Annotated in this window: 9 protein-coding genes; 3 read left to right on the plus strand and 6 right to left on the minus strand. The window is 51.9% G+C overall.

What is annotated here, in order from left to right:
* Positions 1–156: 156 nt before the first annotated feature.
* From H7688_RS02720 to H7688_RS02735, 4 genes are all read right to left on the minus strand, one after another.
* Positions 157–3,318, minus strand: coding sequence for an OmpL47-type beta-barrel domain-containing protein (locus tag H7688_RS02720; RefSeq protein WP_183359485.1), 3,162 nt, complete (start codon positions 3,316–3,318; stop codon positions 157–159).
* Between the two features lie 62 nt (positions 3,319–3,380).
* On the minus strand, positions 3,381–4,082 hold the full coding sequence (locus H7688_RS02725; protein WP_183359486.1) for a CxxxxCH/CxxCH domain-containing protein: 702 nt from the start codon (positions 4,080–4,082) through the stop codon (positions 3,381–3,383).
* Complete coding sequence (locus H7688_RS02730) at positions 4,079–4,429, minus strand: hypothetical protein (protein WP_183359487.1); 351 nt, start codon at positions 4,427–4,429, stop codon at positions 4,079–4,081. The genes H7688_RS02725 and H7688_RS02730 overlap by 4 nt, the downstream gene beginning before the upstream one ends.
* 1,048 nt (positions 4,430–5,477) lie before the next feature.
* Positions 5,478–6,224, minus strand: coding sequence for a PEP-CTERM sorting domain-containing protein (locus H7688_RS02735; protein WP_246329687.1), 747 nt, complete (start codon positions 6,222–6,224; stop codon positions 5,478–5,480).
* Between the two features lie 616 nt (positions 6,225–6,840).
* Here H7688_RS02735 and H7688_RS02740 point away from each other — a divergent pair.
* From H7688_RS02740 to H7688_RS02750, 3 genes are all read left to right on the plus strand, one after another.
* Positions 6,841–7,449, plus strand: a complete 609-nt coding sequence (locus tag H7688_RS02740; protein WP_183359488.1) for a hypothetical protein — start codon at positions 6,841–6,843, stop codon at positions 7,447–7,449.
* A 120-nt stretch (positions 7,450–7,569) separates the two neighbouring features.
* Positions 7,570–7,986 (plus strand): hypothetical protein, encoded by a 417-nt coding sequence (locus tag H7688_RS02745; RefSeq protein ID WP_183359489.1) that lies wholly within the window; start codon positions 7,570–7,572, stop codon positions 7,984–7,986.
* A 594-nt stretch (positions 7,987–8,580) separates the two neighbouring features.
* Positions 8,581–11,544 (plus strand): PAS domain S-box protein, encoded by a 2,964-nt coding sequence (locus H7688_RS02750; protein ID WP_183359490.1) that lies wholly within the window; start codon positions 8,581–8,583, stop codon positions 11,542–11,544.
* Between the two features lie 584 nt (positions 11,545–12,128).
* Here the strand turns inward: H7688_RS02750 and H7688_RS02755 are convergent.
* Both H7688_RS02755 and H7688_RS02760 read right to left on the minus strand, forming a co-directional pair.
* The gene (locus tag H7688_RS02755; protein WP_183359491.1) at positions 12,129–12,701 is read right to left on the minus strand and encodes a hypothetical protein; all 573 of its coding nucleotides are present in this window, start codon (positions 12,699–12,701) and stop codon (positions 12,129–12,131) included.
* A gap of 110 nt (positions 12,702–12,811) precedes the next feature.
* Complete coding sequence (locus H7688_RS02760) at positions 12,812–13,804, minus strand: OmpA/MotB family protein (protein WP_183359492.1); 993 nt, start codon at positions 13,802–13,804, stop codon at positions 12,812–12,814.
* Between the last annotated feature and the right edge of the window lie 321 nt (positions 13,805–14,125).

The raw sequence follows: 14,125 nt of genomic DNA on the forward strand, positions 1-14,125 counted from the left end.
GCGAACGCAGAATAGGGCAGAGTTACACTCTGGACAATGAAATGTGGAGCTCTAACCCCATATATCTCATGACTACAACACGGGGCGGCCATTTGGCCGCCCCGCTTGTTCTTCCACTGGTTCTGCAACACCCATCGACTGTCAACCGCCGTCCATTTAGGGGAGGTTGAGCTGCCAGGTAACGGTAGCACCCGCAGTAACTTCCGCGGCAGAGAACACTCGGAGGTCAGAGCCGGTTTCGCCTCCTTCGTAATCAGGATACTCCCATTCAACGTGCATCACGTAGCCGACACCTGACGGTACCGCGAAACTAGCCCAGGTATGGTGTTCGTCGGAAGACCACCCACCATCGGCGATCGGTATGGTATCGGTGGCATCCATCAACCAGAAGTGTGTGTAGGGGTGGTTGCTGCCTGAATTATTGTCCCCAACCAGTGTCGTGGTCCCTCCGGTAGCCACTGGCACCAAGGTAAAGGTCACCGTTTTGGTACCCTCCTGATTTCCGGCTGCATCGAACGAATACCAGTACATCGTGTGTGATGCGCTTCCCGAAGTCGGGGCGGCAACCGCGACCGAGGTGCCCTGGGTATACGACGTTGCCCCGTCAAGTTTGTACCAGGTACTTGCCACGCCTGAGCCACTATCTGTCGGACTAAGGGTAAAGGTTTGGTTCCCCGTATAGGTGATTCCTGCCTGGGCACCGTTTGTCGTGACCGGCGCGACGGTATCAATACGGAACGAGTTTGAAACGTGGGCGGTCTCAGGGTTATTGGCGTTGTCCACTGAGTAGTAGCTGAAGGTGTGCAAGCCATCAGTCATGGTAAAGGAGGCCCCCGCGGTGAAGGCGCCCGAATCGATCTTGTAATAGGTAGCCTTGACTCCGGAACCGGTATCGCTAGCGGTAAGGGTTACGGTTTGACTGGTCTTGTAGATGGCATTTGCCGCCGGGTTAAAGTTCGAGGTTGTTACCGGTGGAGTAGTATCGGCCAGGGCCTTAACGGTGAAGCTGACCGACTTGGTCAATTCCTGGTTGCCAGCTGCATCGGTTGAATACCAGGAGATCGTGTGGGATGCGCTACCCGAGGATGGGGCTGCCACCAGGACAGAGGTGCCGGAGGAGAAGGCGCCAGCGTCAAGTTGGTACACGGTGCTGGCTACGCCGGAACCGCCAGTATCTGAAGCGGAAAGCGTGAAGGTCTGGGCGCCGGCGTAGCTGGTTCCAGCCACAGCACTGCTTGTCGTCACCGGTGCAACGGTGTCAATTCTGAATTGATTGGAGACGTGGGCGGTTTCGGTGTTGTTGGCAGTATCCACCGAGTAGTAGCTGAAGGTATGGAGACCATCACCGGAGACGGTGAAGGAGGTACCGGTGGTGAAAGCCCCCGAATCAATCTTGTAATAGGTAGCCTTGACTCCAGAACCGCCGCTGTTGTCCGCGGCAGTAAGAGTTACCGCCTGGCTCGCCTTGAAATTTGCCCCAGCCGCCGGGTTGAAGCTCGAGGTCGTGGTGGGTGCGGTGGTGTCGGGTAACGGAACGGCTGACACGGTAAAGGAAACAGTATGCACAGCCTCGACATTCATGGCGTGGTCGGCTGAGTAGAACTGCAGTGTATGATTTCTCGATCCTGTGATCGGTGCTGCAACATACACATCCGCTGTGGCTGCGACTTCGACCCCTTTGTGGCCATCAAGCACATAGCGGGTGTACGAAAGACCGGAACTGCCTTGATCGAATGCCATCAGGTGGATAGTGGCGGCACCGGTATAGGTACTTTGTGCGTCCGAGGTCGTTACCGGAGCAACATTGTCTCCAACTGCTGCAACCGTCAGGTCCGGGTTATGGCAGCGTGCACAAAAGTCACCCGGTCCCGGGTACCCACCGCTGGTATCATGACATCTGTCACAACTGGAAGAAGAGCCGTTGTAGATTCCATTGTGATTACCGGTCATTTTCGTATGAATTGCAGGGTGGCACGATCCAGCCGAGCAGGTCTTATTCCAGGCACCAGCAAAGGAATTCCTCGGCGGGTTGGTTCCTTCATGGCACAAGGAACATTTGCCGCCATGTTGCTGAACAAGGCTCTCATAGTGACACAGTGTGCAATTTTCACTGATGCTTAACGGGGTAACGTCGTGGTTACTGTCGGCAGTGAACATCACGATATCGCCGGAGCTCAAAACTGCCTTGTGGTCGGGCATTTTTGCAGTAAACGACCCTTTGGCATCCCCATGGGTGTGGCAGTTGTTGCAGACCCTTGGATCGTTGCTGGCGTGGTCGGCGATGGTGTTCGGAAGAGCATGACAGCCCTGGCAGACACCGTTGCCATCGGCATTCTTGTATTCCCTGCGTGCTCCGCTATAGCGATAGAATATCTGACTCGGAGCACCGTTAATGGTCACATTTCTCCTGATCAGATTGATGTTTGTCCCTTTGGTATTGTTCGGGTCATTCGGATCGTACTCCACATGGGCAGCATGGCAGTCAAGGCACTCGATGTCCTGACCCTTGGCGTTGTGGTTGAATTTGCCGGCATGGCAGTTGGTGCAGATATTGAGGGTATCAGCCGTTCCGGAAGCAACACGTTCACCGCGGGGGTTGGTGCGCAACAGGTTGCCGTCGCCGAGTTTTCCGGTGCTGTCGGCAACCGGCGGGGTGGCGCTTTGCGAGGTGGCATTGTGTACGGCGTGGCAGGTGCTGCAGAGCACCACACCACTGGATGCGGATAACCTGGCACCGAGGTCGGAGCCTGGATTGCCGGGGTTGGCATTGACCGGGGGGGCGTTATAGCCCGCCGAGTTTGCTGCCACGGCATCCGCATAGGTGACATGCACCGGATGGCTCGCCGGGTACTTGGTCGGATCGACGCGATGGCTCTTTACGTCGCGGGACCGATGGCAGTCCAGACAGAGTTGATCACTGCCATTGGCAATGCGCCGGTATTTATCATTGCTGTCGTCGTGGGGATTATGACAGAGAACGCAGGCCAGCTCACTGCCGGTGTAGTTCTGCACCAGTGTCAAGGCACCGGTAGTTGGTGATTGGGCCCCGGCGGCCGGTGCGGTAACACTCCCGGTCCATTTGTGCGAGGTCTGCTGTGCAGCGCTGTTCGTGCCGGTAGAGAAATCACTATGGCAGGACAGACAGTTGCTGTTAAACACCGAGCTGTTTGAGGGTACGTCCTCGTTGTGGCAGACGGTACAGGAGTTGTTCGCTACTTTACTCGGGTCAACATGGGGGCCGTCTATGGCCCGGACGTTTAAGGGCGTGACAAGGGCAAGCACGGCGAAGCCGAGGATTATGGAAAACAGTTTTTTCATGGCGGGGCTCCTTGAGCTGCAACGTAACACTGCAGGTAAGTACGTTTCCTTCCGGCGCGTTATCAGTGGCAGCCGAAACACTTGGAGGTGAACTTGGCTACAACGTCAAGCGTGCCGTTTGCGTGCTGGCTCGGAGCCGTCAGATAGTTCGAGATGATTGTTTTGCCATCCGGTCCCACATTCGATTTTGCATCGGGATGGCAGAGCTCGCAGTTGTTCCCACCGGGAATCGTATTATTGGTATGCGTGCCGCTGTGCCAGACGTTCTTGGAGTAAGGGGGGATTTTGTGGCAGCTGTTGCAGTTGGTGTCGGGGCTATCCTGCCAGAGGGCCGTGGCGCCGCTCATGCCACCGTAGTTGTAGTTGACGGGGGTGAACTCATCATTACCCCAGTCATAAACGTAGTAGGTATAGGTGCCAGCCGGTATGTTGTGACACGCTATGTTCGAGCAGGTGGCTGCAGTGTTGGTCTTGGGAAAGGTCCAACTGCCTGATTTGGTAAAGACCGGGGCAGGACCGCCCGGATAAAAAGCTCCCATCGAGCTGTCACGGAAAAACGACTTTGGCGCGTTGAACGAGAAATTCAGGTTATGGCAGGTGGTGCAGTCTTTCATGTATGCCTGGTGCTTGAGATGAATGGAGTCCGGGCAGAGTTGGTTGTTCCTGGAGTCATAACAATAGGTATTCGCACCGCTGGCCACGGTACTGAACAGGGCCACGGCAAGAAACGCGAGGCTGAGTGCCACAGTAAGCAGACGGTTCATTTGGAGACTCCTTGATTGGAAGTACTGGTACCATTGCTGTCGGGGGTCTTTTTATCTTTGGCCTTCTTGTACTGTTTAAGTTCGTAGGTGTCGATCGATGCATCATGGGGCACCCACTCTTGGCCGTTGTAGATGTATTCGCGATTATCAGTGGTGTTGAAATAAACCTGCAAGATTCTGGGATTATTCGGTTCATGAGGTAACCGCTGCACTTCTTTGGCAATGGCAAAAGCAGTCGGGAGGGAGAATAAAAAGACCAACATCAGTGAAATAATCGATACTGCGTTTTTTCTGAAAAGTTGCCGCAGCTGTGTGTTCTGGAAAATTTTCAATTTTGGTGATCTCATAAACAGAAGTCTCCTTATTATGTAATGTGGCAAAATAACTCTGCGGTGGCGATAACAGTGCGGGATTATGCAGGTGAGGCTTTATTGGGAAAGTAGTCAGTATTGAGATTGTCAGGTTGCTGTAGGGAACGTGGTATTCGAGATATGGAAGGTAGCAGGATCGGCTCTACGAGGTGGGTAACTGCTACAGGAAGGACATTATAATCAGGCGCTTGATCACGATGTGCATCGGACAGTTCAGGTTTCTTGGGTATGTCGTTGTGAATTCGATGGAGAGGGTCAGCAGAGTCGTACCAGGAATTGGCAAAATTGTGGTGCGACAAGGGTATATCAAACTGCAAATTCAGTATGAGAAGCGGTAAAAGGAGACTTATACGATATTTTGAATAGAAATGGTGCAAGGGAGTTCCCTCATTCATTTCATTGCAGTTTGGCAATCAGTTTTGAGCCCTTGGGACCTGTGGCTTAAGGGCAACACGGATGAAGGCACTTCAGAATCCTCTTTTCTACTGCTTCCAGTAGGTACAGTCTTACAATCTATAGGCCGTCCCCTTTGTTCTTCATATAACAGCAAGAAAAACATTAAATAGAAACCGCTTCAGCTAATCAGCATGGACCATGCCGGCTGGTAAACTGCTGAAGCGTAGCGGATTGTGGCGGTGGGTGCAGGTGGCGTGACGGCCAGGCATGTAAAAGCTTTCGACAGATGTGTCGGTATTCGATACAGGAAAGGCCCCGCCCCCTTTGAGGAGCGGATGCTCGGGGACAGCGATTTTGTCTAACAGGGATTCCGAACTCGGTATGACAGCCGAAGCAATCAGCAGATCAGTTGGCATGACCGCAGCGGCGCCTGTTTGTACGGAACAACGTGACGGCAGTTACCAGATCCCTTTATCTTGTTGCGTAAGACATCTCCAACAGTAGTACTAACTGGGAAATTCCGGATTACCGGGGCGCCCCCCGCAGAGGCCCAGGATTACTAGATCAGTTGAAAAAAACGGGGATGACGTCATTGTCATCCCCGTTTTGTGTCAAGGAAACCGACAGATTACTTGCGCTGCTTCCTTCTCCAAAGGGCCAAGCCCCCCAGACCCGCGCCGAGCAGGATTAAGGTTGACGGTTCGGGAACTGTCGGCGGTTCATACGTGGTGCCAATCCCATCGAGGAAAGCAAAGCCACCATGGCCACCGTAACCACAATCGGCGACATTCATGGAGATCGTCAAGGTATCCCCTAAATCGAACGAGCTGAAGTCATACGCATAAGTATCTTGTTTGTAATACATATCACCAGTCCCGCCATAACCACCGCCAGACCAGCTTGCATAACCGGCTAGTAACCAGCCGCCGCCTTGCCTGTTAGAGGCATCGGCATAGAAGCTATCGATCAGAGACCCATTTTTTAAAATATCGATGCTGAAGTACGGTGGCAATTGGCCGATGTGGCTGTCGGGATCGACCAACACTACCCCCCAGTTTACATACAATTTGCCGCCACTGTTCAGATCGGCTTGGGTAATCGCCCCTGTCTGGGAGAGTTGCGTGGTGTGGAAAAGGCCGGAAACATCCTGGAGGCGAGCCATATACAACCCGTTATAGGGGTTGATATCCAGTGTTTGTCCCGGCTGCATGGCTGTGCCGGCAGTTATTACCTGGGAAAGCGATGTCCCGGTTCCGGTGAGCGTCCACCCGCTAAAATCCCCGGTCTCGAATCCACCATTGGTAAACAGCGCGAATGCCGGTACGGCGGTGGCTAATAACGATGCTGCGGCTAGCGATGCGATTAACTTTCTCATGGTGTTTCCCCTTTTCTGTTGGTGAATAAGACAGTGAAAGCGGATACATAAGAATATTGCAACAATGGAGCCAATATGTAATGTGCTGATTTCCTTACAGTTGCTTATTAGACCTCCGTTTGGTGTAAACAAAATCGACAGAGTGGTTGATCCTGACAGGTGTACTGTCGGATTTCGGGTTGGGGAAATCCTCGTGAGGAACCGATACCGGGTAAGGTTACCCGTTCGGTGCTGGGCTGGTTAGCACGCTACAGGACCTGGAGACAGTATCCCTTCCCTATTCCGGCCACCGCGCCATCCTCGGCAGGGACACTATATTTTGCAAGAAATACTAGAAGGACTTTGGAGGTTCACGGAAGACCTAGAGTTAACTCCGCAGCGCTAAATATAAGATCAACTGGGAATTACCGGATTATCGGGGCGCCCCAAATACCCCTGTCCCCCTGAGAGCAATATCCCCGTTAATGATGTTGCAATCCGGAGTACCGGCTACATCTCCGCGTTATTCTTAGCAGGCCAACCGACTTTATCTGTCAGATAACTTACCATTGAAAAATGATCGCCAGTGACCTAATGTATTGTATTGTCACAGCTCTACAAGCATTAGAGGTCACGCATGCTGAAGCCCGATTACATCACCCTTTACGAATACACCATTGACAATCGCAACCACATTGTCAGGGTCAGTGACAATTGGGATTCCTTTGAAACGACCGACCAGACTCCTGATAGGTTCTCAGCGAGCCGGATACTCGGGCTATCAATCTGGGAGTTCATCGATGGTGATGAAACGAGTCTCTTATACGAGACAATTTTCAAGAAAATCAGAAAACACCTTTCCTCGGTAATTATCCCCTACCGCTGCGACTCCCCGACTGTCAGGCGCACGCTGGAGCTCCACATCTCGGCCAACATCGATGGCAGCATTGACTTTCACAGCTACTTATTGCAGGAAGTTGGTCGGGAGAAAGTCGACCTGCTCGATCCGAGTTTTGATCGGAGCAATGAACACATCAGGGTTTGCAGCATATGCAAAAAAGTAGCGGTAACAGACAGTGAATGGGTTGAGATCGAGACGGCAATTTCCGATTTAGGACTCTTTACCACCGTGAAGCTGCCACAAATCACCCACGGTCTTTGTCCGGGATGTTACGCGGCGGCAATGGCCGAGTTAGATGCGTCCTCTCCCGCCCAAGGATCATCCTTCAGTAGTCCAGGCAACTGACCCTTTCTCGTGCAGTTGAAGCAGCTGGTTGTTTCGCGGGGTCTGCCGGCCTTGAGCCCGTCCAAAGTTCGGCATTCGCTCTACTTCAGCTGGTCTTTGGATCGGCAAAAAATGTGGTAGATGATTTGTAAGAACATCATTCCAAGGAAAGCGAAGGGTTTTGCTATGCCTATTTCGTATTCAATTGACCGTGAGATGGGTGTTATATTTGAGCTATGGGAAGGAGACATCTCGAAAAAAGACCTCGCAGAATACTGGAGTACGTTTCTCTCTGACCCTGAGGTTCTAACAATTAGAAAGACGGTCGCTGACATCCGCAAAGCAACACCAATGTTTAACGGTGATGACTTGTCAGATTTGATCCACGCAATTGTCCACCCTGCCATTGACGGACTTTCCTGGAAAACAGCATTAGTTGTTGAGAATCCACATCAATTCGGGGTTTCCAGACAGTATCAGGTGTTTGCCGCGCGATATAGCCAAGATGCGATCTTCAAGGATCAAGCATCAGCCCTTCAATGGCTTATGCAAAAGTAGCTCACTGCTGTAGCCGTAGATCCTCCGGGATAACCTCCTAACACATTAAGAGCCATCCTTACTTCTTTCTCGGCCGCCCAGGCTTTCCCTTTCTCAGTTTTCGCCCGGTAAGTTCCTCGATCCTACTCAGAAAGCTATCACCACCCAGTGGCCTGCCGATCTTTGAGCCTGTCCGAATTTCTGCATTCGCTCTACTATCCTCATCCACCAGCAGTTCCGGCCAGTTTTGTACCATCCCCATCAACGTACGATCTGTGACCAAGACATCGCTCGACCTGATGCCCATATGAAACTTCGCACTGGACCACTTCGTAATCCCAAGCATTCTGAACCATCCCTGCCCTTACCGGATTCTGGTCCACGTAACGCCTCTATTGTGTCAAGATTTAATAGGTATTGTGTCCCCGCGAAAGAACCCTGAAAAGAACCGAAGTTTTCATCCGGGTATTCGAGCAGGGGAGGGTTTTCCGCAGATTGACTCACTCGTTTGGTTCCTGTAGCATGAAACACATTTTCCATCTTTTCTGCCATCTTAGGGGACAGTAGAGCAACAGGATAAAGCCCCGTTCCCTTCTCGGCAAAAGGACCGCAGGCATGAACTTTGATAGCAGATCCATCCTCGATGCCATGCCGCAAGGGTGCCAAATCATCGGGTTTGACTGGCGATACCGCTATATCAACCTTCTCGCCGAGAAACACAATGGAAGGCCTAAGGAAGAGCTGCTTGGACTGACCGTAATGGACTGCTGGCCCGGAATAACGGCCACTCGGGTCTTCGCCCTGGAAAAGAGCTGTATGGAGGAGCGGACCACCCATCAACTGGACAACGAATTCATTTTCCCCGATGGCCATCGAGGCTGGTATCGACTCACCATTCAGCCCGTAGCGGAAGGTATTGCCATCTTCTCCGAAGAAATGACCGGGCAGGCGGCACTGCCGGAGATTGCGGAGCGGCTGGAGTTCGCCCTGGAATCCTGCCAGGTCGGGGTGTGGGACATCTCTTTGGTAGACCACACCGCCTATCGGTCGCTGGAACACGATCGCATCTTTGGCTACCAGGAACTGCTCCCTCAGTGGACCCTGGATGATTTCCTCCGGCACGCATTGCCGCAATACCGAGCCGAGGTGGAGGCGATGGTGCGCGAGGCTACGGCCGCAGCGACCGGGTGGACCTACCAGTGCGAGATCCGCCGCGCAGATGGCGAGATTCGTTGGATCTGGTTCACCGGACAACATCGCGTGGACGGTTCGGGCCGCAGCCGAGTGGCTGGTGTCGTTCAGGACATCACCGAACGCAAGCGGGCCGAGATGGCGCTCCAGGAAAACGAAAAGAAAATTTCCTCGATCATGGGTTCTATGTCTGAGGGGCTTATGCTTTTCGATGCGGAGGGGAACGTGGTCTACCAGAATCCCGCGTCTTTGCGCATTCATGGCTACCAACTCGACGAACCTATTGAATACCTCGCATTGCAGGGTACCTGGAAGGGCTGGGATGAGCAGGGGCGACCGCTGGATTTCACTGATTGGCCGATTTCCAGAGTTATTCGAGGTGAACACGTTCAAGAACAAGTGCTGCAGGCGCAACGCACCGACACAGGACATAAGTTCTTTGCCAGTTACAACGGCACTATGATCCACGACAACAGCCAAACGTCCGCTTTCGGCTTTATTACCATTCACGACATCACAGAGCGTATGAAGGGCGAGGAGGCGCTGAAGGAGAGCAAGGAGAGGTTGTGCCTGGCGCTGAATGCCGCCCGGATGGCGGCATGGGAGTACGACCCGGCTACCCTCAAAGTCACCCTCTCCGAGCATGCCGAGGAGGTCTTGGAACTGCCGACGAGGCTCGATACCAGCGATACGGGCTACAGCCTCATCCATCCCGACGACGTGGAGCGTCACCGTGCGCTGGTCACCGAAGCGATCACGACCGGAGGCGGCTACAGGAGCGTCTATCGGCACGTTCATGGAGAAAAGACGATCTGGTTGGAGGAATGCGGCCGCACCACGGTTAATCGGGAGGACAACACCTTCCGACTCGCAGGAGTTGTGCAGAACATCAGCGAACGCAAGCGAGGCGAGGAAGCAGAGCGCCATCTACTTGATGTCATCGCGCAGGAAAAGGATCGGTTGTCCGCACTTGTGGACAGCATCACGGACGAAGTCTGGTTTGCTGACACAGCGGGGCAATTCAGGCTCGTCAATCCGGCAGGCCGTCGGGGATTTGCCTTGCAGGGGACCGGAGCGATCGATGTGCACGATCTGGCGGCAAGCCTCGAAGTGCGCCGCCCCGACGGCAGTCCTCGCCCGATCGAAGAAGCGCCGTCCTTGCGCTCCTTGCGCGGCGAATTGGTGAGGGGCCAGGAGGAGTTGATCCGCCTCCCCACGACCGGCGAACTGCGCTGGCGGCAGGTCAGCTCCTCGCCGGTGCGCGACTCCAGCGGCTCGATTATCGGTTCCGTTGCCGTCGTGCGCGACATCACCGATTACAGGGAGGCTGAGCAGGCGTCCAGGGAAAACAAGGATCGTCGCCAGCGTGAGTTCCTGGAATGCGTGATTGCCAACGTAGGCGCGTGCATCGGGGTGATGCAAGGGCGGGACCTGCGCTACACGATGGCAAACCAGGCTTACCAGGCCTTTTCCCCTGATAAACCCATTATTGGCCGAACCTACTGTGAAGTGTTCCCGGAAGCGGCTGAGGATGGCACCGAAAGACTTCTGCAGCACGTATTGGAAACTGGGGAACCGCTGGAGTTGGAAGCCTACCAGGTAGCTGGGCCAGGAATGGCCGGCGCGATATGGCAGGGACAAGTCGTGCGCCTGCCCGCCGTGCCGGACGAGGAGGCTTCGGTCCTTGCAGTAGCATGGAACATAACCAAGCTGAAGCGGACAGAGGATAAAGCCAACAATTATGCCCGACGCCTCATTGAAATGGAAGATGACCTGAGGAAAGGCATTGCTCGAGACCTGCATGATGACGTCGCTCAGGAACTCACCGCCCTTAGTTTCAATCTTGCCTATGTCAGTAGGCATATGGGTGGTGAGGCTGCAAGCAAACTGAGACCAATCCTTGCAGATTCCAAGGAGATAACGAAAGGAGTTACCCGTAGCGTCCGCATGATGATGGCCGAACTGCACCCCCTGCAACTGGAAGATAACGGATTGGTCATTGCCATCCGCATGCATGCGCAACAATTTGCCAATCGGTTCGGCATCGAAGTCGTCGTGAACGACGACCCGCAATTCCCTAGACTTACCATAATAAAGGAAACGACAATATTTCGTATAGCCCAAGAAGCAATGAGCAACATAGTGAAACATGCCGCTGCTACCAGGGTGACCATTACCTTGGGCAAGGTGGGGAAGTTTGTGCGGCTCACCATCACAGATGACGGGAAGGGGTTCGAAGCTACGGAGGCGTCACCAAAGACAACGGAAACTGGTTGGGGACTCACGAATATGCGAGAGAGGGCCAGGCTTATTGGCGGCGTTCTCGAAGTAATTTCGAACCTGGGGCAAGGGACCACAATCAGCCTAAAAGTCCAGGAAGCGCGATAGGTGCCATAGGGGTTCGATGTCAAATGTGGAGCTTTGACCCCTTGGTTATCCCCCTTGCCGTTGCCAGAAAGCTTTAGTCTTGACTAGTAAGATACTGGCAACAGAAAAAACAGAATTGATTTGAAAATAACAGGATTACAAGGGCGTCCCCCTCAAACACTCCACGTCGATGGTGCATGGAAGAAAGTGCGCAAGGAGGTAACACGCAGCGGTTGGGGGAGAAGATGTCGGAACCGAGGACTCTGAATATGTGCGAGGAGACCCAAGTATTGCAGTGAGTGGACCACAACGAAGGGCGGCCAAACGGCCGCCCTTTTTGAATGCAGGAGATGTCACTGAGCACCCATGGGTACCGTGTCCCCGGGAAAAAGCCATCCTCTTACCGAATGCGTCAATGTCCAGACCTGCCCCTCCGCCCCCTCCATCCGGGAGGGTCTGATCATCATGATTGTCTTGTTGAATCGTTCTAGCGCCTTATCATGTTCGCCTTTTCCCAGGAAGTGCGCAAGGGTGCCTTTTAGATGATTGTCAGAGCTGGACATTGCCTTGGTGGGCAATGTCCAGCTGCATTTCATTTACTACCTCTAAAATTTCAGGTCATGCTTTATAAAATCGACATATTGAATTGCTCCAACACCTGAATTAGTATAGACTTTTACTTTATCTGAATAGCCCGTTTTTTTGAATACGGAAAAATTGTCGTTATCTGTGACAAGTTCAAATGCTTTGTCCTTTTTTACTGCATTGTATTTATCTATTGCCGACTGGCTCCCTCTCGGCAATGTTTCTACGCTTTGGATTAAAACCTGTTTTTCTTTTGTGAATTTTATAAACGAGACATTCACAAACCTGTCATCATTTGTTAAGTTAAAAAACCAGAATTTCACATTACTATCTTTCACCTTTGATCCAGATAGGGTATCGTTGGTATAACCATCGTACTGCCAGTTTTTTTTGTTGAGGTGCGCTTTTACCTCTTCAAAAAGATCATAAGCATCACTCTCGTTAATCTCCAAATTTCTGACGAGAGCATCAGCAAGTTCCTTTTCGTCGCCGCTTAAACTTTTGTACCCCCCCAGTGCAAACACACTCGTTGAAAAAAATGCTGAAACGATAGTAATGACAACCGCCAGTCTCAGAGACAATTTTTTTCTCATATCAATCTCCTTTCTGTTAATAGAATTCAAATTGGTTAGAAGTGCGCAAGGGCCGGAGCTGGACATTGCCTTGATGGGGCGATGTCAGGCTCTGACCCTTGTTTTTTCACTCAAATTTGTTTTGGCACTATGGTGAATTCGATGCGGCGGTTCTTTTTCCGCTTCTCGGGGGTGTCATTATCGGACACCGGCTTGCTGTCAGCATATCCGACGGCAGCCAGGATCTTTGGGTCGAGCCCTTGGCCGATTAAGTAACGAACGACGGTAGCGGCCCTAGCGGCAGAGAGTTCCCAATTCGACGGGTACAACTTCGATTTGATCGGAACATTGTCGCTGTGCCCTTCGACACGCATCTCTTTTATTTTGGCGGACTTGAGGGTATTGGCAAAAATGGAGATCCACTGCGAGCCGTTATTCTGAATTTTAGCTTCTCCGCTGTTAAAGACACCTTCGACCGGCATGGCGACAAGTACGTTGTTACCATCGTAGGAGACCTTGATATCTTTGAAATTCGCCAGAACCTTTGCAAGATCGACGTAGACCTGCGGGACGGTGTCTTCAAATTCTATATCTATCGAGGCTCCTTTTACATTTTTAGAGTAAAAAGAATAGGTATTACCGACATTTTTCCAGGTACCATCAACACTCGAGTCATATTTCATAACTTTAAATTTTTGAGGCAGCACCGCAACCACTATATTTTCAGTCATTATACAGCCATCTCCAAAGCATTCACTTCCATCAATATGTACTCGGTAGTGATTAGGTGATACCTCAGTCAGAAACTGGACTTTACTGTATGTTTTTTCAAGGTATGAATAACTAGCTGTATTGGGGAATTTGAGAGATTGGTAAGGCTTTTCGTCATAGGTGACATCTGCCCAGTTGTAATTAACAGGCCTGGCATGCATTATATTTGTTCTATTATAATTGTCATTGAACAAAAACTGTTTATTTCCAATTTCACCCCTGGAATTGTAATACTTGACTGCGGAGTTAAGGTCGTCAGCCACAAAGAAAATGGTTTCCGAGGTATTTTCCGCGAATACTACCGACGGAGCGATTACATAAAGACAAACGAGCAAGTTGAAAATTTTCAGCACTGGTTCCTCCCTTAGAGTAAGTACTGCTAGTATGGTCCTGCCACATTCCAAATTTTCCAATGATCACAGAGAGTTGAGGTCAGGTTTCTAGCATAAATAAAAACTATCGTCAAAACAGAAAATCCGCACTCATTCATTGTTTTTTTCAAACATTCCAGAGGATCAGGACACTACGAGCGTGCTCGCATAGGTTATTCTCTTTAACTCCATACTTAGGGAACCGTCCGGCTACGTCGGCATGGGCATGGGTCTGAGCCGCACGTTGCTCGATGTCAAAATATGGTGTTTTGATCAGCCTCGCCCTCCGCCACCCTGGTGGAC

It is taken from the genome of Geomonas limicola (assembly GCF_014193675.1).
In the GTDB taxonomy this organism is placed as follows: domain Bacteria; phylum Desulfobacterota; class Desulfuromonadia; order Geobacterales; family Geobacteraceae; genus Geomonas; species Geomonas limicola.

Coding starts and splice junctions, on each gene's coding strand:
- H7688_RS02730 (WP_183359487.1), bottom strand. CDS start 4,429: ATGAGATCACCAAAATTGAAAATTTTCCAGAACACACAGCTGCGGCAA.
- H7688_RS02750 (WP_183359490.1), top strand. CDS start 8,581: ATGAACTTTGATAGCAGATCCATCCTCGATGCCATGCCGCAAGGGTGC.
- H7688_RS02745 (WP_183359489.1), top strand. CDS start 7,570: ATGATTTGTAAGAACATCATTCCAAGGAAAGCGAAGGGTTTTGCTATG.
- H7688_RS02740 (WP_183359488.1), top strand. CDS start 6,841: ATGCTGAAGCCCGATTACATCACCCTTTACGAATACACCATTGACAAT.
- H7688_RS02720 (WP_183359485.1), bottom strand. CDS start 3,318: ATGAAAAAACTGTTTTCCATAATCCTCGGCTTCGCCGTGCTTGCCCTT.
- H7688_RS02735 (WP_246329687.1), bottom strand. CDS start 6,224: ATGAGAAAGTTAATCGCATCGCTAGCCGCAGCATCGTTATTAGCCACC.
- H7688_RS02725 (WP_183359486.1), bottom strand. CDS start 4,082: ATGAACCGTCTGCTTACTGTGGCACTCAGCCTCGCGTTTCTTGCCGTG.
- H7688_RS02755 (WP_183359491.1), bottom strand. CDS start 12,701: ATGAGAAAAAAATTGTCTCTGAGACTGGCGGTTGTCATTACTATCGTT.